This window comes from Streptomyces sp. MMS24-W38 (genome assembly GCF_059889265.1).
The window spans coordinates 5,498,972-5,520,176 of sequence record NZ_JCBCPP010000001.1; the positions used below are offsets into that span (position 1 = coordinate 5,498,972).

Consider the following 21,205-nt stretch of genomic DNA (forward strand, 5'->3'; position numbering starts at 1 on the left):
GGTCTAGGCTCGACCCCATGTTCTGGCCGATGTTCGCGGTTGCTGTGGGGTTCCTGGGTCTTGTGGTGCTCGGGGTGTTCGCCGTACGGGTCTTCGTCGAAGCGGAGCGGCTCGGCAGACAGGTCAGTGAATCGGCACGGCGCATCAGCCGGGCAGCGGAGGACCTGGAGCGGGCGACGACCGGCGCGGCCCGCTCCGCGGAGGCCCTCTGATCGGTGCCCGGACCGCCCTCCCGGCCGCTTCGCCCTGTCACCCTGCCGACCCGGGCGGGTACGCTGGCTGACCGCGGCCCGGAGAACGAGGCCCGGACCGCAGACGGGAGTACGCACGGGGATAGCCTCACGTTCACCCCTGAGCGTTACGATCGCTGGCAACGCGATCGTCGGACGCGTGTCTGAACGGTCGTACGGTCGGGCACAACAGCACCCACCCCCCAGCAGCCTCGGTGAGAAGGTAAACACTTATGTTCGGTGGCAAGATCGGCACCCCCGAGATCATTCTCATCCTCGTCGTCGTCATCCTGCTGTTCGGTGCGAAGAAGCTTCCGGACATGGCGCGGTCCCTCGGCAAGTCCGCCCGCATCCTCAAGAGCGAGGCGAAGGCCATGAAGGAGGACAAGGGGGACAAGTCCTCCGCCCCCGCCGACCCGCCCGCCCCCGGCGACGAGTCCTCGGCGCAGCGCACCATCCAGGCCGCTCCCGGCGACGTGACCAGCTCCCGTCCCGTCACGGAGCCGACGGACACGACCAAGCGCTGACGCAGGGCCGGACGACCTCCGGCCCGCCGCACGAGATGGGAACGTGGGTTGCTCAAGTCTGCCCGCAAGCAGGAGAGGGATCCCGAGGGACGGATGCCCCTCGCGGAGCATCTTCGTGAACTCCGCAACCGGCTCGCGAAGGCGCTGCTGGGCATCGTCCTGGTGACGATCGGCGCGGCCTTCTTCTACTACGACATCATCAACTTCTTCACCGAACCGGTGCTCAAGTCGGTCGGATGCGGCCAGTCCTTCGAGGAACTGGCCCGCTCGACGCAGGCCAAGGAGCAGCCGTGCGCGATGATCACGATCAACGGCCTGCTCACGCCGTTCACGCTGGCGCTGAAGGTCTCCCTGACGGCCGGGGTCGTACTGGCCTCGCCGGTCTGGCTGTACCAGTTGTGGTCCTTCGTCGCCCCCGGACTGCACAAGCACGAGAAGAAGTACGCCTACGGGTTCGTCGCCACGGGCTTCCCGCTCTTCCTGGGCGGTGCCTACTTCGCCTACCGGGTGCTGCCGACCACGGCGAAGGTGCTCATCGAGTTCACGCCGTTCGGCGTCGACAACCTGCTGCCGCTCGACGACCTGCTCGACCTCGTCACGCGCATGGTGGTCGTCTTCGGCCTCTCCTTCGAGCTGCCGCTGCTGCTGGTCATGCTCAACTTCAGCGGGGTGCTGACCGGCAAGCGCATGCTCGGCTGGTGGCGCGGCATGATCATGGGCATCACGCTGTTCGCGGCCCTCGCCACCCCCAGTACGGACCCGCTGACCATGATCATGCTTGCCGCGCCGATCTGGATCCTGTACTTCGGTGCCGTCGGCGTCTCCCTGTTCAACGACCGCCGCAGGCGCCGCCTGGAGGCGATGGGCCCCGCCGACGACGAGGCCTCCGAGCTGGACCTCACCCCCGAGGACATCGGCGAGGTCGAACCCGTCTCGGCCCGGCGCGCCCTGCCCGAGCAGGGGGGAACGGACCGGGTCAACGGTTATGACGACGTGACCTGAGGACCGGGTCGAAGCTCGTAAGGTCACTTCCGTGACCAGCGAGATCACCCTCTTCGTCAACCCCACCGCGGGTCGCGGCCGGGGCGCCCGTGCGGCGCGACCGGCCGCTTCCGCGTTGCGTGCGGCCGGTTTCTCCGTGCGGACCGTTCTCGGCGAGGACGCGGCGGACGCGCTCGCCCGCGCTCGGAGCGCCGTCGATCAGGGCACCGGCGCCCTGATCGCCGTCGGCGGGGACGGCATGGTGAACCTGGCCCTGCAGGCCGTCGTCGGCACCGGCACCCCGCTCGGCCTGATCGCCGTCGGCACCGGCAACGACTTCGCCCGCTCGCTGGGCATGCCCTTGCGGGAACCGGCCGCCGCGGGCCGGATGATCGCCGACGCCCTCAAGTGCGGACGGGTGCGCGACATCGACCTGGGACGGGTCGGCGACCGCTGGTTCGGCGCCGTCCTCGCCTCCGGGTTCGACTCCCGGGTCAACGACCGCGGCAACCGGATGCGGCTGCCGGCGGGGCGCTTCAAGTACGACCTCGCCGTCGTCGCCGAACTCGCGGCGCTGCGCCCGATCCCGTACCGGATCACCCTCGACGACGGCGCCGTCCGCGAGATCGAGGCGACGCTGGTCGCCGTCGGCAACGGGGCGTCGTACGGCGGCGGCATGCGGATCTGTCCCGGCGCCGACCTCACGGACGGGCTGTTCGACGTCACCGTGGTCGGTGACTGCGGCCGGGCCAGGCTGCTGCGGGTGTTCCCGACGGTGTACCGGGGCACCCACATCCACCTTCCCGAGGTCAGCGTGTTCCGGGCGTCGCGGGTGGAGCTGGCGGCCGAGGAGGTCACCGGGTACGCGGACGGCGAGCCGGTCGGGCCGCTGCCGCTGACCGCGCGCTGTGTCCGTGGCGCGGTACGGGTCGTGGGCCCCTGAGCTGGGCGTACCGCGGGCCCGATGGGAACGGATCCGGATAATGATCGTCCTGTTGTCAGTGCGGCCCGGTACGCTCGAGAGCACGATGACAGAGGATCTCTCACCGGCCGAGCGGTATGCGGCAGCACGCAGGCGCGCTGCCGAGCAGGCCACCGCGCTCGCCTCCTTCCGCGAGATGTACGACTTCGGCCTCGACCCCTTCCAGATCGAGGCCTGCCAGGCGCTCGAAGCGGGGAAGGGCGTGCTGGTGGCCGCGCCCACCGGCTCCGGCAAGACGATCGTCGGCGAGTTCGCCGTCCACCTCGCCCTCCAGCAGGGCAAGAAGTGCTTCTACACGACGCCCATCAAGGCGCTCTCGAACCAGAAGTACACCGATCTGTGCCGCCGTTACGGCACCGACAAGGTCGGTCTGCTCACCGGCGACAACAGCGTCAACTCCGGAGCCCCCGTGGTCGTGATGACCACCGAGGTGCTGCGGAACATGCTGTACGCGGGCTCGCAGACGCTCCTCGGCCTCGGGTACGTGGTCATGGACGAGGTGCACTACCTCTCCGACCGCTTCCGGGGTGCCGTCTGGGAGGAAGTGATCATCCACCTTCCCGAGTCGGTGACCCTGGTGTCACTGTCGGCGACGGTGTCGAACGCCGAGGAGTTCGGCGACTGGCTGGACACCGTCCGCGGCGACACCGAGGTGATCGTCTCCGAGCACCGGCCCGTGCCGTTGTTCCAGCACGTGCTCGCCGGGCGCCGGATCTACGACCTGTTCGAGGAGGGCGAGGGCCAGAAGAAGGCCGTGAACCCCGACCTCGTGCGGATGGCCCGGATGGAGGCGACCCGCCCGTCGTGGGGCGACCGGCGCCGCGGCCGCGCCATGCGTGAGGCGGACCGGGAGCGTGAGCGCAGACAGCGCTCACGGGTCTGGACACCGGGCCGCCCCGAGGTGATCGAGCGGCTCGACGCCCAGGGCCTGCTGCCCGCCATCACCTTCATCTTCAGCCGTGCCGCCTGCGAGGCCGCCGTCCAGCAGTGCCTGTACGCGGGCCTCAGGCTCAACGACGACCAGGCGCGGGAGCAGGTCCGCTCCCTCGTCGAGGAGCGCACCGCCTCCATCCCGGCCGAGGACCTGCACGTCCTCGGCTACTACGAGTGGCTGGAGGGCCTGGAGCGCGGCATCGCGGCCCACCACGCGGGCATGCTGCCGACGTTCAAGGAGGTCGTCGAGGAACTGTTCGTCCGCGGCCTGGTCAAGGCGGTCTTCGCGACCGAGACACTCGCCCTCGGCATCAACATGCCCGCCCGCTCGGTGGTGCTGGAGAAGCTCGTCAAGTGGAACGGCGAACAGCACGCCGACATCACCCCCGGCGAGTACACCCAGTTGACCGGCCGGGCCGGCCGGCGCGGCATCGACGTCGAGGGCCACGCGGTCGTGCTGTGGCAGCGCGGCATGAACCCCGAACACCTCGCGGGACTGGCCGGCACGCGTACGTATCCGCTGCGGTCCAGCTTCAAGCCGTCGTACAACATGGCGGTCAACCTGGTCGAGCAGTTCGGCCGGCACCGCTCGCGCGAGCTGCTGGAGACGTCGTTCGCGCAGTTCCAGGCGGACAAGTCGGTGGTCGGCATCTCGCGGCAGGTGCAGCGCAACGAGGAGGGCCTCGAGGGCTACCAGGCCTCCATGACCTGTCACCTCGGTGACTTCGAGGAGTACGCGCGGCTGCGCCGCGAGCTCAAGGACCGGGAGACGGAGCTGGCCCGCGAGGGCGTGGCGCAGCGACGCGCGGAGGCGGCCGTGGCGCTGGAGAAGCTCAAGCCCGGTGACGTCATCCACGTGCCCACCGGCAAGTACGCGGGACTGGCGCTGGTCCTCGACCCGGGACTGCCCGCGGGCCGTGCGGGCGGCCACCGCGGCGTCGAGTACCACGACGGCCCGCGCCCCCTGGTGCTGACCGCGGAGCGGCAGGTCAAGCGGCTGGCGTCGATCGACTTCCCGGTGCCCGTCGAGGCGCTGGAGCGGATGCGCATCCCGAAGTCGTTCAACGCGCGCTCACCGCAGTCCCGTCGGGACCTGGCGTCCGCCCTGCGCACCAAGGCCGGGCACATCGTGCCGGATCGGCACCGCAAGCGGCGTTCCCAGGCGGCCGACGACCGGGAGATCACCCGGCTGCGCAAGGAGATCCGGGCGCATCCGTGCCACGGCTGCGACGACCGGGAGGACCACGCCCGCTGGGCCGAGCGCTACCACCGGCTGCGGCGGGACACCGCGCAGCTGGAGCGGCGCATCGAGGGCCGGACGAACACCATCGCCCGCACCTTCGACCGCATCGTCGCCCTGCTGACAGAGTTGGACTATCTGCGGGGCGACGAGGTCACCGAGCACGGCAAGCGGCTCGCCCGGCTGTACGGCGAACTCGACCTGCTGGCCAGCGAATGCCTGCGAGAGGGCGTCTGGGAGCAGTTGGGCCCGGCCGAACTGGCCGCCTGTGTCTCGGCGCTGGTGTACGAGGCCCGGGTCAGCGACGACGCGATGGCGCCCAAGGTGCCCACCGGCAAGGCGAAGGCCGCGCTCGGTGAGATGGTCCGCATCTGGGGGCGCCTCGACGCCCTGGAGGAGGACTTCCGGATCACCCAGACCGAGGGCGTGGGACAGCGCGAGCCCGACCTCGGCTTCGCCTGGGCCGCCTACATGTGGGCGTCCGGCAAGGGCCTCGACGAGGTGCTGCGCGAGGCGGAGATGCCTGCGGGGGACTTCGTGCGCTGGTGCAAGCAGGTCATCGACGTGCTGGGCCAGATCTCGGCCGCTGCACCGGCGGGGGAGGGCTCGACGGTCGCGAAGAACGCCCGCAGGGCGGTGGAGGCGCTGCTGAGGGGAGTGGTGGCCTACTCGTCCGTGGGCTGACCACCCCGGCGCTCCACCCCGCCCGGTCCCGGCCCTGACCGGCCCGTCCGGTACGCCGTGAAGCCCGGCGCGCTCCGTGCGCGCCGGGCTTCTGCGTCCGGTGCGCCCCTGCCGGGAGCATGGCGTGGTGATTCCGTGGGCAGAATCGGGACCCGCACGGACCCGGCACCACCCCGGACTCCTCCGAGAAGCGCGCCCCGGGCACCTCGCCCCTTCCTCGCGACACCGCGCAGCGCGGGCGCCCTTCACCCCTCACGGTGAGTGAATACCGCGCACCCGTGCGTCGTTACGCATGGTGTTCGATCGGAACCCCAACGTGCAAATGAGTTCGAGGGTACTCCTGTCCCGCCGGTCATTTCCGGCACTCGCTGAATATGACACGGCGATGATCCGGTCGGACTAAGCTCGCCCGCAGCGCACCGAGTTGGGATGAATTCGCGCGCTTGTTCCCCATTGTGTGGATGTTTTCCTCGGTTTCCTGATCCATCACCTCATCGTATGTCCCCCCGACCGCAAGCCGATTCGTTTCAGAGGCCTACATGGTGAGTGTCCAATCCCCGCCCGTTCGCCGTGAACTTCCCTATGTGCGCGTGCTGTTGTTCCCCGCCATACTGATGGCCGCGGCAACCGGAGCCGCCGTCTCCCTGGTGACGGAGCCCGCCCGGATCGCCGTCGGCGCGTGCGGCGCCCTCGCCACCCTGCTGGTGACCGCCGCCGCAGCCGAGGCGGTACGCCGCGGCCGACTCCTGCGGTACGAGCGTGCCGGGCACGATCGTCACCGTGCGTATCTGGAGGCGCGGATCGCCGCCCACGACACGGAGACGCTGCACTTCGCGGACGCCGTCGTACCCGAGGCCCTGGACTTCCTGCACCGCGGAAACACCCCCAGGGAAGTGCTCCTCCACCTCAAGGAGGTCAACCCGGCCTGGCGTGATCTGCCCCAGTACCAGATCAAACTCCTCCAGACGATGCTGAAGATCATCGACGACGAGGAAGCGCTGCGCGACTCCTCCCAGCGCTCCTTCGTCAGCATCGCCCGCCGCGTCCAGGCGATCGTCCATCAGCAGGCCAAGGAACTGAGGGAGATGGAGGAGGACCACGGCCGCAACCCCGAGGTCTTCGACGACCTGCTCCGCATCGACCACGGCACCGCGATGATCGGCCGTCTCGCCGACTCCATCTCCGTACTCGGCGGCGGCCGTCCCGGACGTCAGTGGCCCCAGCCGGTCGCCCTCTACAGCGTGCTGCGCGGCGCCATGTCCCGCATCCTCGAGTACCGCCGCATCGACCTGAAGTCCATCGCCAAGGTCAACATCAAGGGCATCTCCGTCGAGCCCGTCATCCACGCCGTCGCCGAACTCCTCGACAACGCCACGCGGTACTCGCCGCCCCACACCAAGGTCCACGTCACCGCCATCGAGGTGCAGACCGGCGTCGCCATCGAGATCGAGGACGCCGGGGTCAGCCTCGACGAGCAGGCCCGGACCCGGATCGAGACCAAGCTGGAGCAGGCCAAGGCCGGTGTCGACCTCCAGGACCTCGGGGTGAGCCCGCGCCTGGGCCTCGCCGTCATCGGCCGGCTCTGCTCCGGCTACGACATGCAGGTCTCGCTGCGGGCCTCCGCCTACGGCGGCGTCCGCGCCGTCCTCATCGTGCCGAGCGACATGATGACCACCGAACCCGGAGTCGGCCTAGCCCACGGCATCGGGGCGACCTCGGTGCCCATGCAGATCGACGCGCTGCCGGGCCCCGAGCGCGCCCCCAAGAAGCGCCGCCCCACCAGCCCGACCATCCCCACCACCGTCTCCATGGAGGACGAGGTCCCCGTGGTCACCGAGTGGACCGCGGGCGGCCTGCCGCAGCGCCGCAGCCGGGTGAAGACCCCGTTGTCCCAGCGGTACGCCGAACAGGCCGCCGCCGAACGGGCCGAACGAGAGGCCACCGAGCGGGGCGAGACCGTCCGGTCCCCCTGGGCGACGCCCGAACCCGAGCCCGCGAAGCCGAAGGACGACCGCGAACCCGGGCTGTGGGTCGACGCGTTCTGGGACGGCCTGAAGAAGGACCTCGAACCCGGCGTCCACCCCACCGACTTCACCCGGAACCCGACCGCGTACCTGCATCTGATCAACGAACCGGCCCGTACCGAGGCCGACGAGGGGGACCTGAAGTGATCCAGCAACGCGCCAACTTCGACTGGATGCTCAAGGAGCTCGCCGACGGCGTACCCGGCGTCGAGATGATCGTGGTGCTCTCGGCGGACGGCCTGCGCATCGCCCGCTTCGGCGGCGAGCCGGACGCCGCCGACCGGGTTGCCGCGGCCTGCGCAGGCGTGCAGAGCCTCGCTGGTGCCGTCGCCGGGGAACTCCCGCGCAGCGACGGCGAGATGAAGATGGTGATCATCGAGATCAACGGCGGCTACTTCTACCTGATGGCCGCAGGCGCCAACGCCTACCTCGCGGTGCTCTCCGACATGACCTGCGAACCCGGGCGGATGGGGGCCATGATGCGCGACCTCGTCGTCCGCATCGGCGCCCACCTCACCAGCCCGCCCCGCCGGAACGGGCAGACCGTATGACGCCTCCGCAACGCCAGAGGCGCACCCCCCAGGAGGGCCCCCCTCCGAAACCGGCCCAGGCCAAGGACGGCGAGCTGCCCAACCCGGAACGGCTGTACGTCGTCGCCGGGGCGGACGGGAACCGCGCGAACCTCGACCTCGTCACGCTGATCGTGGCCCGGGTCGAGGACCCGCCGCCCTCCGCCACACCCGAGCAGGCGGCACTGCTCCGGCTCTGTGCCGCCCCCCTGTCCGTGGCCGAGCTGTCGGCCTATCTCAGCCTGCCGTTCAGCGTGGTGACCGTGCTGCTCACCGAGATGCTGACGGCGGAACTGGTGCAGGCGCGCGCCCCGATCGTCCGTCAGGCGCTCCCCGACCGTTCCCTTCTCGAAGCGGTGATGCATGGACTTCAAAGGCTCTGAGACCATCCCGGGCCCACGGACCGAGGATCAGCTGCCGCACACGGCCGAGGCCGCGGCGAAGATCGTCATCGTGGGCGGGTTCGGGGTCGGTAAGACGACCATGGTCGGGTCGGTCAGCGAGATCAAGCCGCTGACCACCGAGGAGACCATGACCCAGGCCGGCGTCGGAGTCGACGACAACTTCGGTTCCGCGACCAAGACGGCCACCACGGTCGCCATGGACTTCGGCCGCATCAAGATCACCGACCAGCTGGTGCTCTACCTCTTCGGCACCCCGGGCCAGGAGCGGTTCTGGTTCCTGTGGAACGGGCTGTTCGAGGGAGCGCTCGGCGCGGTGGTGCTGGTCGACACGCGGCGCCTCGAAGTCAGCTTCGACGTCATGGGGCGGCTGGAAGAACGCGGGGTGCCGTTCGTCGTCGCCGTCAACTCCTTCCCGGACGCGCCCCGTTACCCGCTGAAGGATCTGCGTACGGCGCTCGACCTGTCCGAGGACGTTCCCATCATGGAGTGCGATGTGCGACGCCGGACCTCCAGCCGGGACGTCCTGATGACGCTGATGCGGTTCCTGCACTCACTCGCCATGACGGGTTCGCTCGCCTGACACCCGCCGTCCGGTCCGCCCCTTCGCGGCGTGTGCCCCGAACCGCCTCATCCCCGAACCCTGCTCTCCCTTGTTCTCCCTCCTTTTCCGGAGCGACCACTGTGACGCCTGAATCCCACTCCCCGGCCGGAACGGACGCCCCCCGGCTCGGCCCGCCCCCCGGCTGCCCCGCGCACGGCCTGGGCCCCGGAGGGCTGCCCCGGCTGCACGAGTCGGCGGACCTGAAGAAGCTGTACGAGGAACTCCGCGCCGAACACGGCCCCGTGGCCCCGGCGCTGCTCCACGACGACGTGCCCGTGTGGGTGGTCCTCGGCCACGCCGAGAACCTGCACATGGTGCGCACCCCCGCGCAGTACACCAAGGACAGCCGTATCTGGTCCCCGCTCCGGGACGGCCTGGTCAAACCCGACCACCCGCTGATGCCGCACATCGCCTGGCAGCCGATGTGCGCCCACGCCGAGGGCGACGAACACAAGCGGCTGCGCGGCGTGATCGACTTCGCCGTGTCGACCATCGACTTCCGCAGTCTGCGCCGGCACATCAACCGCTGCACCCAGCGCCTCGTCAACCGGTTCTGCGAAGTGGGCGAGGCCGAGGTCGTCAGCCAGTACGCCGAGCACCTGCCGATGGCCGTGATGTGCCACGTCCTCGGCATGCCCGACGAGTACAACGACCGGATGGTCGAGGCGGCCCGTGACATGCTCAGGGGCACCGAGACCGCCATCGCCAGCAACGAGTACATCATGGGCGCCCTGGGCCGGCTCACCGCGCGCCGCAGGGTGGAGCAGCAGGACGACTTCGCCAGCCATCTCGTCACCCACCCGGCCGGGCTGACCGACGACGAGGTCAGGGAGCACCTGCGGGTGGTGCTCATCGCCGCCTACGAGTCGACGGCCAACCTCCTCGCCAACGTGCTGCGCACGGTGCTGGTCGACCCGCGTTTCCGCGCCCAGCTCAACGGCGGGCAGATGACGGTACCGGAGGCGGTCGAGCAACTGCTGTGGGACGAACCGCCGTTCAGTACCATCTTCGCCTACTTCGCCAAGCAGGAGACGGAACTCGGCGGCCAGCGCATCCGCAAGGGCGACGGTCTGCTGTTCGCCCCCGCCCCGGCCAACGTGGACCCGCGGGTGCGCCCGGACCCCGCCGCCCACATGCAGGGCAACCGCTCCCACCTCGCCTTCGGCGGCGGCCCGCACGAGTGTCCCGGGCAGGACATCGGGCGCGCCATCGCCGAGGTCGGCGTCGACGCACTGCTGATGCGGCTGCCCGACCTCGAACTCGACGTCGACGACGAGGACCTGCGCCACGCCGAGTCCATCGCCTCACGGCATCTCATCGAGCTGCCCGTCCAGTTCATGCCCAGGCCGCCCCAGGAGGTGACCCAGCAGCCGAACCACGACCACCAGCCGGCCCCGCGGCCCGACTGGCACATCGGCGACCCCGAGCCGGAGCAGCAGGCCACGCCGTCGCCCGCCGCCCGCCCCGAGGCGGCCGACCGCCCCGAGCCGTTCGGACACCACGACGTGCCCGCGCCGCAGCCCCCGGCCCCGCCCGCGCCGGAGCCCGCCGGACCGGTGGCGGAACCGACGGCGACCGCGGCCGCCGAACCCGCCCGCCCGACTGGTGCCTGGCAGCGCTTCCTGCGGTGGTGGGGCGGCTACTGAACACTTGCCCAGTGCTCCACCGACGTAGTCGGCGGACCTACCGCCGGACGGACGGGAAGCCGGGCCTGTGGAGGTCTTGTAGGACCACCTTCGGGTGGCAAGGGCCTGTGAAGCAGGAACCCGAGGGAGCGCCGCGTAGCGGTGCTGACCGAAATCGCCTGCGCTTACGCAGGTGAGGGCGTCAACGACCAGTGGCCCACTGCTCGTACGAGGTCCAGGCCGCGAGCGTCCGGCGACTGTGCAGCCGGTGCTCCACACCCGTCACCGGATCGGTGAACTCCAGTGTCCGTGCCAGCAGTTGCAGCGGACGCCGGAAATCACCTGCCGGGGCGGGCGCGGTCACCTCGGGATACAGCGGGTCGCCGAGGATCGGCACGCCCAGAGCGGTCATGTGCACCCGCAGCTGATGGGTCTGCCCGGTGCCGGGCACCAGCCGGTACCGGGCCAGTCCGTCCGCCCGGTGGCCCAGGAGCTCGACCCGGCTGAGCGCGTTCGGCTCACCCGCGACCTCGCGGGCGGTCAGGACCCCGCGCTCCTTCACGATCCGGCTGCGCACGGTCCGGGGCAGGGCGAGCGCGGGATCGTGCGGGGCGACGGCCTCGTACTCCTTGTGCATCCGCCGGTCCCGGAACAGCGTCTGGTACGCGCCGCGCTCCTCGGGCCGCACGGTGAACAGCACCAGCCCCGCGGTGAGCCGGTCGAGGCGGTGCGCGGCACCCAGCAGGGGGATGCCGAGCTCGCGGCGCAGCCGTGCCAGCGCGGTCTCGGCGACATGGCTGCCGCGCGGTGTGGTGGCCAGGAAATGGGGCTTGTCGGCGACGACGATGTGCTCGTCCCGGTACACGATCCCCAGCGGGAAGGGCACCGGAACCTCGGTGGGCAGTTCCCGGTGGAACCACACGTACAGCCCCGGCGCGTACGGAGCGTCCGCCGGTACGGGCCGCCCGTCCGCCCCCACGATCAGCCCCGCGTCGAACATGCCGTCGATGACACCGGCGCCGACCGGGAGCCGGGCCGCCAGATGCTCCCGCACGGTGGCCCCCGGCCCCGCCGCGGGCAGCCGCAGCCGCACCGGGTCCACACCGTCGCGCTGCGGCAGCGGGGAGGGCGGGAGGATCCGGCGTCTGCGTCTCACGAGGGCCAAGGCTACGGGGCTACATGTCCGCCCCGCCCTCCTCCTCCCGCCGCACCGCCCGTTTGACCTCGGCCTCGACCACGTGACGCGGCTTTCCCCCGGCCCGCGCGAACTCGCTCACCGCCAGCTGGACGTCACGGGCGAGGTCGCGCCAGGCCCGCCAGGCGGTCTCCCAGGTACTGGTCTGCTGCGCGCTCCACCTGGTCCGGGTGGGCGGCCCGTAGGTCTCCTGCAGATGGCGTACGCGGACATGCGCCTCGTCCGCCGCGCGCTGCTTGGCCACAAGTTCTTCGAAGGTGTCTGCCACGCGCCCGGATCCTCGGTCAGCATCACGGCCCGGCCGGCCTCGCCACGCCGCCCACCGCGGCGCGGGGCCCAGGGTTCACCCGACCGGCGCCGCACCCCAGGGCGCCCGCCCCGGCCGCGCGTGGGGAGGGTCAGGAGGCCGCCGCCGACTGCCGCGGCGTCTGCTCCTGCTCCGCCTCGACCCGTGTGTTCCACTCCTGCTTCGAGGCCTGCCAGCCGTCCTCGTTGTGACCGAGCCGCCAGTAGCCGGAGATCGAGAGGTCCTCGCGCGGGATCTGCCGCTCGACCCGCAGCAGTCGGCGCAGCTCCTTGACGAAGTGCGCCTCGCCGTGGACGAAGGCCTGCACCCGGCCCTCGGGGAACTCCAGACCCCGCACGGCCTCCACCAGCGCCTCGCCGACCGGACGGTCCCCGCGGTGCAGCCAGGTGACCGCCACCTCGGCGTCGATCTTCTGCTCCTCCTGGGGGCCGTCGATCTCCACGAAGGCATGCACTCTGGCCCCGCTCGGCATCGCCTCGAGCGACCGGGCGATCGCGGGCAGCGCACTCTCGTCGCCCGCCAGCAGATGCCAGTCGGCGGCCGGTTCGGGAGCGTAGGCGCCGCCGGGCCCGATGAGGAACACGGTCTCGCCCGGCAGGACCCGCAGGGCCCATGGACCGGCCAGCCCCTCGTCCCCGTGGATCACGAAGTCCAGGGTCAGCTCACGCTGCTCGGCGTCCCAGTGGCGCACGGTGTAGGTCCGGGTCACCGGCCACTGGTCGCGCGGGAACTCCTCGCGGATCCGCTCCATGTCGAACGGCTCCGGATAGGTGACGCCCTCGGCCGGGAACAGCAGCTTCACGTAGTGGTCGGTGGCCGTGTCCGCCGAGAAGTCGGCCAGGCCGTCACCACCCAGCACCACGCGCCGCATGTGCGGGGTGAGCTGCTCGGTGCGGACCACCTGCCCGGAGTGCGGCTTGCGCGGCTGGCGTCCCGGTCGCTCTGCCATGGAGGCTCCCTGTTGCTCGGTTAGGTTCACCTAACCTAACACCTTTGTTCAGGGAGTACTTTCCGCCCGCGTGCTGCCGCCCCCGGCCCGTTTCCTACTGAGCGAGGGTCGTCAGCAGCCGCTCCAGGGACCCGCCCAGGCCCCAGCGGGCCGCCAGTGCCCGTACGGCGTCCGAGTCGCGAGGCGCCCGCGGCAGCGCCGTGTCGACGTCCGGGAGCGGTACGTCGTCCGCGACCCGGACGACCTTGGGCGCGACCGCCAGGTAGGGCAGCGCCTCGGTGAGGCGCTTGCGTTGGGTCGGCGTGAGCCGGGCCCGCGGATCGTCCACCGCCGCCAGGATCCCGGCCAGGTCGCCGAACTCGGCCAGCAGCTTGGCCGCCGTCTTCTCGCCGACGCCCGGCACGCCGGGCAGGCCGTCGCTCGGGTCGCCGCGCAGCAGCGCCAGATCCGCGTACCCCGCGCCGCCGACCCCGTACTTCTCGCGCAGTACGGCCTCGTCGGTGGCCTGGAGCGTGCCGACGCCCTTCAGCGGATACAGCACCCGCACCCCACGCGCGTCGTCCACCAGCTGGTACAGGTCGCGGTCGCCGGTGACGATGTCGACCGGACCGCGCGCCCGCGCGGTGAACGTGCCGATGACGTCGTCCGCCTCGTACTCGGCGACCCCCACGCGCGCGATGCCGATGGCGTCCAGGACGGCCTCGATGACCGGCACCTGCGGGGACAGGGTGTCGGGCACCTCCTCCTCGTCGGGGCCCGAGGGGCGCTCCTCGGCGACGCGGTGCGCCTTGTAGGAGGGGATCAGGTCCACCCGCCACTTCGGGCGCCAGTCTGCGTCCATGCACGCCACCAGATCGGTCGGCCGGTGGTCCTTGACCAGGCGGTCGATGAAGTCGAGCAGCCCGCGCACGGCGTTCACCGGCGTGCCGTCCGGGGCCCTGACCGACTCCGGGACGCCGAAGTAGGCGCGGAAGTAGAGGGAGGCGGTGTCGAGGAGCATGAGTTGTCCGGTCACGTTCCGCATCATGCCGTACGCCACCGACAGCACCCTGCGGCCGCACGACAGTGAGTGCGGGACGCGCGACGGGTCGGGGCTGCGCTTTCCCTGTGAAGCAGGACACACGTTTACCTTGGCTGAAACAGGGGAGGCGCGGGCACGGAGCGATGCCGGTTGCAGGTTCAACTGTCTTCAACAGTCCAAGACCGCGTGAGCCTACCGCCGGGCGTCGCTCCTTCCATTGCCGTCGACTCAAGAGGTACGCGTGTCAACCAGGCTAGAAGCGGAGCATCTGTACAAGGTGTTCGGCAGACGACCGGGACAGGCGGTCGAGAGACTGCGCAACGACGAGACCGACCGTGAGGAGTTGCGCGACCAGGGGACCACGGCCGCCGTGATCGACGCCTCGTTCACGGTGGAGCCGGGCGAGATCTTCGTCGTCATGGGCTTGTCCGGATCCGGCAAGTCCACTCTGCTGCGCATGCTCAACGGTCTGTCGGAGCCGACCGCCGGACAGGTGCGTTTCGGCGGTGAGGACCTCACCGCGCTGTCCGACCGGGAACTGCGCGACGTCCGTTCCAAGAAGATAAGCATGGTCTTCCAGCACTTCGCTCTGTTCCCGCACCGCAGCGTTCGCGAGAACGCCGCCTACGGACTGGAAGTGCAGGGCGTGCCCCGCGCCGAGCGCGAACGCCGCGCCGACGAGGCGCTCGCTCTGTGCGGCCTGGCCGGCTGGGAGAAGTCCTGGCCCGACGAGCTGTCCGGCGGTATGCAGCAGCGGGTGGGTCTGGCCCGCGCGCTTGCCACCGACGCCGACCTGCTGCTGATGGACGAGTCCTTCAGCGCGCTCGACCCGCTGATCCGCCGCGACATGCAGGACCAGCTGGTGGAGCTGCAGAAGAAGCTGAAGAAGACGATCGTCTTCATCACCCACGACCTCAACGAGGCCATGCGCCTGGGCGACCGCATCGCGGTGATGCGTGACGGCCGCATCGTGCAGATCGGCACCGCGCAGGACATCCTGATCCGCCCCGCCAACGACTACGTCGCCTCCTTCACCCAGGACGTCGACCGCTCCCGGGTGCTGACCGCCGGCGCCGTGATGGACCAAGAGGTCCGCGGCGACGAGGCCGACTGCGACTGCGAGACCGCGACCCCTCGGACGCCGTTCACCGAGCTGTGCGCGATCAGCGCCCGCGCGGCGCACCCCGTGGCGGTTCTCGACGGCGAGGGCGAGGTCGTCGGGGTCGTGCCCCGGCAGCGGCTCGTGGGCTTCCTCGGTGACGAGGAGGCCGCTCCCGGCACCTGCGACTCCCAGCGGGGAAAGGGCGAGAAGGTGATGGCCCGTGCCTAGGATCCCGCTCGGCGAATGGGTCAACGGCGGCGTCGACTGGCTGCTCGACAACGTGACCTGGCTGTTCGACTTCTTCAAGGCCGTCTTCACCGGCGCCTACGACGGTGTCAACGCCGTCCTGCAGGCACCGGAACCGCTGCTGCTCGCCGGTATCTTCGCGGTGATCGCCTTCTGGCTGCGCGGCACCTTCGCCGGTGTCCTCACCTTCCTGGGATTCGCCTTCCTCGATTCCATGGAACTGTGGGCGGACTCGATGGTCACGCTCGCGCTGGTCATCGTCGCCACCGTCATCGCGCTGGTCGTCGCGGTGCCCGTGGGTATCTGGGCGGCACGCTCGGACCGGGTCAGCGCCGTCGTGCGGCCGGTCCTGGACTTCATGCAGACGCTGCCCGCGATGATCTACCTGATCCCGGCGATCCTGTTCTTCGGGACCGGCCCCGCCCCCGGCGTCGTCGCCACCCTGATCTTCGCGCTCGCCCCCGGCGTGCGCATGACCGAGCTGGGCATCCGCCAGGTCGACAAGGACCTCGTGGAGGCGGCCGAGGCGTTCGGCACCACGCCCCGCAACACCCTGCTGCGCGTCCAGCTGCCGCTGGCGCTGCCCACCGTGATGGCGGGCGTCAACCAGGTGATCATGCTCGGGCTGTCCATGGCCGCGATCGCCGGCATGGTCGGCACCGGCGGCCTGGGCGGCGCGGTCATCGAGGCCATCGGCCAGCTCAACATCGGTCTGGGTGCCGAGGCCGGCCTCGCCATCGTCATCCTGGCGATCTACCTCGACCGCATGACCAGTGCCCTGGGCACACAGGTGTCCCCGCTCGGCCGCCGCGCCGCCGCCAAGGCCCGTGTCGCGCAGGGAGGACTCAAGATCTGGTCCTACCGGCCGCGTCCGCAGGTCGCCGTGATCGGCGTCGTCGTCCTCGCCCTGGTGGCCGGCGGCATGAGCATCTTCGGCGGCACCACCGGTGGCACGGACACCACGGCCGACGGCAAGAACGTCGGCAAGGGCGAGAAGATCTCCATCGGTTACATCCCCTGGGACGAGGGCGTCGCCTCCACCTTCCTGTGGAAGGAGGTCCTCGAGCAGCGGGGCTTCGAGGTCGAGGCCACGCAGTTCGACGCCGGCCCGCTCTACACCGCGCTCGCGCAGGGCAACATCGACTTCCAGACGGACTCGTGGCTGCCCACCACCCACGCCGAGTACTGGAAGAAGTACGGCGACCGGCTCGAGGACCTCGGCACCTGGTACGAGGAGACGTCGCTCGAACTCGCCGTGCCCGCCTACATGGAGGACTTCGACTCCCTCGAGGACCTCAAGGGCAAGGCCGGCACCTTCGACGGGAAGATCACCGGCATCGAGTCCAGCGCCGGAATGATGGGCCTGCTGAAGGACAAGGTCGTCAAGGAGTACGGCCTGGACAAGGAGTACAAGGTCGTCGACAGCTCCACGCCGGCGATGCTGGCCGAGCTCAAGCGGGCCTACAGCAAGAAGGAACCGATCGTCGTCACGCTCTGGTCGCCGCACTGGGCGTACAGCGACTTCGACCTGAAGAAGCTGAAGGACCCCAAGGGCGCCTGGGGCGAGGGCGACGGCGTGCACTCCCTGGCCCGCAAGGACTTCACCGCCGACCACCCCACCGTCGGCAAGTGGCTGAAGGACTTCTCGATGACCGAGGAGGAACTCACCAGCCTGGAAGCCGAGATCAACAAGGCCGGCAAGGGCAAGCAGCAGGACGCCGTCCGCGCCTGGCTGAAGGACAACCCGGGCATCGTCGACAAGCTCGCGCCCGTGCAGTCGTCCGGTTCCGGTGACACTCCCGCCGAGGCGAAGCGTCCGCTGGACGTGGCCTGGTTCCCCTGGGAGGAGGACGTCGCGATCACCTACCTGTGGAAGAACGTCCTGGAGCGGCGCGGCTACACGCTGAACCTGAAGCAGATGGACGTCGGGCCGGTCTACACGGGCCTCTCCACCGGTGATCTCGACCTCAACTTCGACGCCTGGCTGCCGCACTCCCAGAAGAACTTCTACGAGCCGAACAAGGACAAGCTCACCGACCTCGGTACCTGGTACGAACCGGTCTCACTGGAGGTCTCCGTCCCCTCGTACGTCAAGGACGTCAAGTCGCTCGAGGACCTCAAGGGCAAGGCCGACCTGTTCAACGGGCGGATCGTCGGCATCGAGCCGGGCACCGGCCAGATGGACCTCCTCAAGAACAAGGTCCTGCCGGCCTACGGCCTGGACAAGGAGTACAAGGTCGTCGACGGCTCCTCGCCGGCGATGCTGGCCGAGCTCAAGCGGGCCTACAGCAAGAAGGAGCCCATCGCGGTCACCCTCTGGTCGCCGCACTGGACGTACAGCGAGTACGAGCTGACCAAGCTGAAGGACCCCGAGGGCGCCTGGGGCGAGAACAACACCATCCACACCATCGCGAGCAAGAAGTTCCCCGAGCAGTACCCCGAACTCACGAAGTGGATCAAGGGATTCACGATGAGCGAGGACGAACTCGGCACGCTCGAGAAGGAGATCAAGGACCGCGGCCAGGGCCAGGAGGAGAAAGCCGTCGCCGCCTGGCTGGAGGAACACCCGGACGTGCCGGAGCGCATGACCCGGCAGTGACGGTGACGCCGCCGCGGTGACCACCGCGCCGGCCGCCACCGGCCGCCCCGAGGGGCGGGCCCGGCCCCGCACCTGACAGCGGGGCCGGGCCCGCCCCTCGGGCACGTCCGGAGCACGGTAAGGATCCGGACCGTCACACACCGCGAGCCTTTCCCGGCCTCAGGGCACCTCCCCGTGACCTCCCGCCCCACTTCGGGCGACAATGGTGGAAACACCTGGCACCCTGCGCACATCGAACCGAACAGGCCGGGCGTCGGCCGGCGTGAACCGCGGGGTCGTGCGCGATCGCTCATGACGCCGACGTGACAGGCGCCTGAAACGGTTTGCCGAACATGCGTAGGGTGCAGACAGCTCAAAAGAAGGAGTGCGCCGGACAGCGGCGCACGCACCGGGTACGGGACGACGGGCGAAGGAGGGAGCCGGGGCGATGGGCGACCACAAGGAGCAGCCTCTGCGGGTGGGCGCGGCCGTGCGGCGGCGACGCCGGGCGCTGGACCTCACCCTTGCCGTCGTGGCCGAGCGCAGCGGCCTGTCGGTCCCGTTCCTGAGCCAGATCGAGAACGAGCGCGCGCGCCCCAGCCAGAGCTCCCTGGAGAAGGTCGCCGACGCCCTGCGCACCACCGCGGTGGAACTGCTCGCCGCCGCCGACCCGGCGTGCAGCGTCGACGTCGTCCGCGCGGAGGACACCGAGCCGCCGCTCGAACCGCGCGTCCGGTCCCTGGTGCGCGGTCATCACCAGATGCACGCCTCCGAGTTCACCGGCGACCACGACGCCGGGCGCGAATTCCAGTTCCGCAACGACCAGTTGATGTACGTGGCGGACGGCGCCGTGGAGATCGAGGCGGAGGGCCGCGCCTACCGCCTCGGCCGCGGCGACACCCTGTACCTCACCGGAGGCGTCCGGCACCGGTGGCGGGCGACGGTCGCGGAGACCCGGCTGATCGTCGTCGCCGTCGCGGAGCACATCGAGGCGGTCCGGGACAAGCCGCGCCGATGAGTTCCGCGCGGATCGTCTCCCTCGTCCCGTCCCTGACCGAGGCCGTGGCGCTCTCCGCCCCCGGCGCCCTGGTCGGTGCCACCGACTGGTGCACCCATCCGGCCGATCTCGACGTCGTACGGATCGGCGGTACGAAGAACCCGAAGACGGAGCGGATCGCCGCCCTCGCCCCCGACCTGGTGATCGCCAACGAGGAGGAGAACCGCCCGTCCGACCTCGCCGACCTGCGCGCGGCCGGCCTCGAGGTGCTGGTGACGGAGGTGCGGACGCTGCCCCAGGCCTTCGGCGAGCTGGCCAGGGTGCTCACGGCGTGCGGCGTGGACGCGCGCCCCCGGTGGCTGGACGACGCCGAAGCCGCCTGGGACGCCGTGGCGCCCCCGAAGACGCGCCGGACCGCGGTCGTGCCCATCTGGCGGCGGCCCTGGATGGTGCTGGGCCGGGACACCTTCGCCGGCGATCTGCTGTCCCGCCTCGGTGTCGACCACCTTTACGCGGATCACCGGGAACGCTATCCCCGCGTCCCTCTGGACGCTTTGCGCGCGGCGGCCCCCGACCTCGTCGTGCTGCCCGACGAGCCCTACCGCTTCACCGCCGACGACGGCCCGGACGCCTTCCCGGGAGTGCCGTGCGCGCTGGTCGGGGGCCGGCATCTCACCTGGTACGGGCCGTCGTTGGCGGAAGCCGCGACAGTGCTGCCCAGGGAGCTGCGAGCAGCGCGCCGCTGACGCACCAGCGTCAGGGCATAAGCTGACCTTATGAGTGAGACGGGCGACGGCCGTGCGGGATCCAGGTCCGTGAGCGCCAAAGCCCTGGCCCACCGGGTGCCGGACCTCGGGGCGCTGGAGCTGCTGCTGGCGGTGGCACGGCTCGGGAGCCTGGGCGGCGCGGCACGCGAACTGGGCATCACCCAGCCCGCGGCCAGCAGCCGGGTCCGGTCCATGGAGCGGCAGCTCGGCGTGGCACTGGTGGACCGCTCACCGCGGGGGTCGCGGCTGACCGACGCGGGCGCGCTGGTCACCGACTGGGCCCGGCGGATCGTGGAGGCGGCGGAGGCCTTCGACGCGGGGGCGCAGGCACTGCGGGACCGCCGGGACTCACGGCTGCGGGTGGCGGCGAGCATGACGATCGCCGAGTACCTGCTTCCGGGCTGGCTGCTCGCGCTGCGCTCGCAGCGGCCGGACACGGCGGTGTCGCTGCTGGCCGGGAACTCCGCGTCGGTCGCGGAGCGGCTGCTGTCGGACGAGGCGGACGTGGGTTTCGTGGAGGGGGTGACGGTGCCGCCGGGCCTGGACTCCGCGGTGATCGCCCACGACCGGCTGATCGTGGTGACGGCACCGACGCATGCCTGGGCCCGCCGCCGTCGCCCGCTCGCCACCGAGGAACTGGCGACCACCCCGCTGATCCTGCGCGAGAAGGGCTCCGGTACCCGGCAGGTCCTGGACACCGCCCTGGGCGGTCTGGCCCGCCCGCTGATCGAGCTGTCGTCCACGACCGCCGTGAAGGCCGCGGCGGTGAGCGGTGCCGGCCCGGCCGTCCTCAGCGAGCTGGCCGTCGGCGAGGAGCTGGCGATGCGCCGTCTGATCCGCGTCCCCGTGCACGGCATAGCCCTGGCCCGTGACCTCCGTGCGGTCTGGCCGACCGGCCACCGCCCCACGGGGCCCGCCCGCGACCTGCTGACCCTGACCCGCGGCTGAGCACCTGCCCGCCGTACACCGGGGAGGCAGGACCGAGGGGCGTGGCGGGTGGGTCACACGGGCGTGGCCGCCCGGACCAGCCGGCGCACGAGACGTGGGTCTTCCTCCATCTCCGGGTGCCACTGCACGCCCAGCACCCAGTCGGCGGACGGCAGTTCAATCGCCTCCAGATACGTGCTGATGCCGATCAGCGGCCTGGCCACTATGCCGTGCTCCTCCGTCTTCGAAGCTCCTACCGCCCGCGCCACCGCTTCCTCGTGAACGGCTAAATCCCGGGGGCGTACGTCCCATCGCG

19 protein-coding genes and 1 pseudogene are annotated in these 21,205 nt (G+C 70.7%); 15 read left to right on the forward strand and 5 right to left on the reverse strand.

Annotated features, from left to right (window positions below; all coding sequences use genetic code 11):
• The first annotated feature begins 17 nt into the window (after positions 1-17).
• The 10 genes from AC6F7H_RS24075 to AC6F7H_RS24120 all read left to right on the forward strand — a co-directional run bounded on the left by AC6F7H_RS24075 (position 18) and on the right by AC6F7H_RS24120 (position 10,821).
• Positions 18-212, forward strand: coding sequence for a hypothetical protein (locus tag AC6F7H_RS24075; protein WP_500758985.1), 195 nt, complete (start codon positions 18-20; stop codon positions 210-212).
• A 251-nt stretch (positions 213-463) separates the two neighbouring features.
• Positions 464-757, forward strand: a complete 294-nt coding sequence (gene tatA / locus AC6F7H_RS24080) for a Sec-independent protein translocase subunit TatA (RefSeq protein WP_109380461.1) — start codon at positions 464-466, stop codon at positions 755-757.
• Positions 758-805: 48 nt separating this feature from the next.
• On the forward strand, positions 806-1,759 hold the full coding sequence (gene tatC / locus AC6F7H_RS24085; RefSeq protein ID WP_109380460.1) for a twin-arginine translocase subunit TatC: 954 nt from the start codon (positions 806-808) through the stop codon (positions 1,757-1,759).
• A gap of 31 nt (positions 1,760-1,790) precedes the next feature.
• Positions 1,791-2,681 (forward strand): diacylglycerol kinase, encoded by an 891-nt coding sequence (locus AC6F7H_RS24090; RefSeq protein ID WP_500758986.1) that lies wholly within the window; start codon positions 1,791-1,793, stop codon positions 2,679-2,681.
• A gap of 40 nt (positions 2,682-2,721) precedes the next feature.
• The gene (locus AC6F7H_RS24095; RefSeq protein WP_500758987.1) at positions 2,722-5,577 is read left to right on the forward strand and encodes a DEAD/DEAH box helicase; all 2,856 of its coding nucleotides are present in this window, start codon (positions 2,722-2,724) and stop codon (positions 5,575-5,577) included.
• Positions 5,578-6,116: 539 nt separating this feature from the next.
• Complete coding sequence (locus tag AC6F7H_RS24100; RefSeq protein WP_500758988.1) at positions 6,117-7,748, forward strand: sensor histidine kinase; 1,632 nt, start codon at positions 6,117-6,119, stop codon at positions 7,746-7,748.
• Positions 7,745-8,152 (forward strand): roadblock/LC7 domain-containing protein, encoded by a 408-nt coding sequence (locus AC6F7H_RS24105; protein ID WP_363037220.1) that lies wholly within the window; start codon positions 7,745-7,747, stop codon positions 8,150-8,152. The genes AC6F7H_RS24100 and AC6F7H_RS24105 overlap by 4 nt, the downstream gene beginning before the upstream one ends.
• On the forward strand, positions 8,149-8,553 hold the full coding sequence (locus AC6F7H_RS24110) for a DUF742 domain-containing protein (protein ID WP_500758989.1): 405 nt from the start codon (positions 8,149-8,151) through the stop codon (positions 8,551-8,553). The genes AC6F7H_RS24105 and AC6F7H_RS24110 overlap by 4 nt, the downstream gene beginning before the upstream one ends.
• On the forward strand, positions 8,534-9,154 hold the full coding sequence (locus AC6F7H_RS24115) for a GTP-binding protein (RefSeq protein WP_500758990.1): 621 nt from the start codon (positions 8,534-8,536) through the stop codon (positions 9,152-9,154). Before AC6F7H_RS24110 ends, AC6F7H_RS24115 begins: the two co-directional genes overlap by 20 nt.
• 101 nt (positions 9,155-9,255) lie before the next feature.
• Entirely contained in the window at positions 9,256-10,821 is a 1,566-nt protein-coding gene (locus AC6F7H_RS24120; RefSeq protein WP_500758991.1) for a cytochrome P450, read from the forward strand.
• Positions 10,822-11,002: 181 nt separating this feature from the next.
• Here the strand turns inward: AC6F7H_RS24120 and AC6F7H_RS24125 are convergent, their stop codons facing one another.
• The 4 genes from AC6F7H_RS24125 to AC6F7H_RS24140 form a co-directional block, all read right to left on the reverse strand.
• The gene (locus tag AC6F7H_RS24125; RefSeq protein WP_500758992.1) at positions 11,003-11,956 is read right to left on the reverse strand and encodes an RluA family pseudouridine synthase; all 954 of its coding nucleotides are present in this window, start codon (positions 11,954-11,956) and stop codon (positions 11,003-11,005) included.
• 19 nt (positions 11,957-11,975) lie between these two features.
• Positions 11,976-12,263, reverse strand: coding sequence for a hypothetical protein (locus AC6F7H_RS24130; RefSeq protein WP_500758993.1), 288 nt, complete (start codon positions 12,261-12,263; stop codon positions 11,976-11,978).
• A gap of 130 nt (positions 12,264-12,393) precedes the next feature.
• Positions 12,394-13,251, reverse strand: coding sequence for a siderophore-interacting protein (locus AC6F7H_RS24135; RefSeq protein WP_500758994.1), 858 nt, complete (start codon positions 13,249-13,251; stop codon positions 12,394-12,396).
• 94 nt (positions 13,252-13,345) lie between these two features.
• Positions 13,346-14,275, reverse strand: a complete 930-nt coding sequence (locus tag AC6F7H_RS24140; RefSeq protein ID WP_500762015.1) for a 5'-3' exonuclease — start codon at positions 14,273-14,275, stop codon at positions 13,346-13,348.
• 238 nt (positions 14,276-14,513) lie between these two features.
• Here AC6F7H_RS24140 and AC6F7H_RS24145 point away from each other — a divergent pair, with 238 nt between their 5' ends.
• The 5 genes from AC6F7H_RS24145 (at position 14,514) to AC6F7H_RS24165 (ending at position 20,910) form a co-directional block, all read left to right on the forward strand.
• Positions 14,514-15,602 (forward strand): quaternary amine ABC transporter ATP-binding protein, encoded by a 1,089-nt coding sequence (locus AC6F7H_RS24145; RefSeq protein ID WP_500758996.1) that lies wholly within the window; start codon positions 14,514-14,516, stop codon positions 15,600-15,602.
• Entirely contained in the window at positions 15,595-18,219 is a 2,625-nt protein-coding gene (locus AC6F7H_RS24150) for an ABC transporter permease/substrate binding protein (protein WP_500758997.1), read from the forward strand. The genes AC6F7H_RS24145 and AC6F7H_RS24150 overlap by 8 nt, the downstream gene beginning before the upstream one ends.
• 427 nt (positions 18,220-18,646) lie before the next feature.
• Positions 18,647-19,216: a helix-turn-helix domain-containing protein gene (locus tag AC6F7H_RS24155; RefSeq protein WP_279336949.1), complete on the forward strand. Its 570-nt coding sequence runs from the start codon at positions 18,647-18,649 to the stop codon at positions 19,214-19,216.
• Positions 19,213-19,941 carry a helical backbone metal receptor gene (locus tag AC6F7H_RS24160; protein WP_500758998.1) on the forward strand — a complete coding sequence of 243 codons (729 nt, stop codon included), beginning with the start codon at positions 19,213-19,215 and terminating at the stop codon, positions 19,939-19,941. The genes AC6F7H_RS24155 and AC6F7H_RS24160 overlap by 4 nt, the downstream gene beginning before the upstream one ends.
• Positions 19,942-19,971: 30 nt before the next feature.
• The gene (locus AC6F7H_RS24165; RefSeq protein WP_500759000.1) at positions 19,972-20,910 is read left to right on the forward strand and encodes a LysR family transcriptional regulator; all 939 of its coding nucleotides are present in this window, start codon (positions 19,972-19,974) and stop codon (positions 20,908-20,910) included.
• A 53-nt stretch (positions 20,911-20,963) separates the two neighbouring features.
• Here the strand turns inward: AC6F7H_RS24165 and AC6F7H_RS24170 are convergent.
• Positions 20,964-21,080, reverse strand: a pseudogene (locus tag AC6F7H_RS24170) (gamma-glutamyl-gamma-aminobutyrate hydrolase family protein); the annotation flags it as partial.
• Between the last annotated feature and the right edge of the window lie 125 nt (positions 21,081-21,205).

What these genes read in the sequence shown, in the direction of transcription:
- AC6F7H_RS24075 (WP_500758985.1), top strand. Translation starts at nt 18, where the DNA reads ATGTTCTGGCCGATGTTCGCGGTTGCTGTGGGGTTCCTGGGTCTTGTG.
- tatA (WP_109380461.1), top strand. Translation starts at nt 464, where the DNA reads ATGTTCGGTGGCAAGATCGGCACCCCCGAGATCATTCTCATCCTCGTC.
- AC6F7H_RS24095 (WP_500758987.1), top strand. Translation starts at nt 2,722, where the DNA reads ATGATCGTCCTGTTGTCAGTGCGGCCCGGTACGCTCGAGAGCACGATG.
- AC6F7H_RS24100 (WP_500758988.1), top strand. Translation starts at nt 6,117, where the DNA reads ATGGTGAGTGTCCAATCCCCGCCCGTTCGCCGTGAACTTCCCTATGTG.
- AC6F7H_RS24110 (WP_500758989.1), top strand. Translation starts at nt 8,149, where the DNA reads ATGACGCCTCCGCAACGCCAGAGGCGCACCCCCCAGGAGGGCCCCCCT.
- AC6F7H_RS24115 (WP_500758990.1), top strand. Translation starts at nt 8,534, where the DNA reads ATGGACTTCAAAGGCTCTGAGACCATCCCGGGCCCACGGACCGAGGAT.
- AC6F7H_RS24135 (WP_500758994.1), bottom strand. Translation starts at nt 13,251, where the DNA reads ATGGCAGAGCGACCGGGACGCCAGCCGCGCAAGCCGCACTCCGGGCAG.
- AC6F7H_RS24140 (WP_500762015.1), bottom strand. Translation starts at nt 14,275, where the DNA reads ATGCGGAACGTGACCGGACAACTCATGCTCCTCGACACCGCCTCCCTC.
- AC6F7H_RS24155 (WP_279336949.1), top strand. Translation starts at nt 18,647, where the DNA reads ATGGGCGACCACAAGGAGCAGCCTCTGCGGGTGGGCGCGGCCGTGCGG.
- AC6F7H_RS24160 (WP_500758998.1), top strand. Translation starts at nt 19,213, where the DNA reads ATGAGTTCCGCGCGGATCGTCTCCCTCGTCCCGTCCCTGACCGAGGCC.
- AC6F7H_RS24165 (WP_500759000.1), top strand. Translation starts at nt 19,972, where the DNA reads ATGAGTGAGACGGGCGACGGCCGTGCGGGATCCAGGTCCGTGAGCGCC.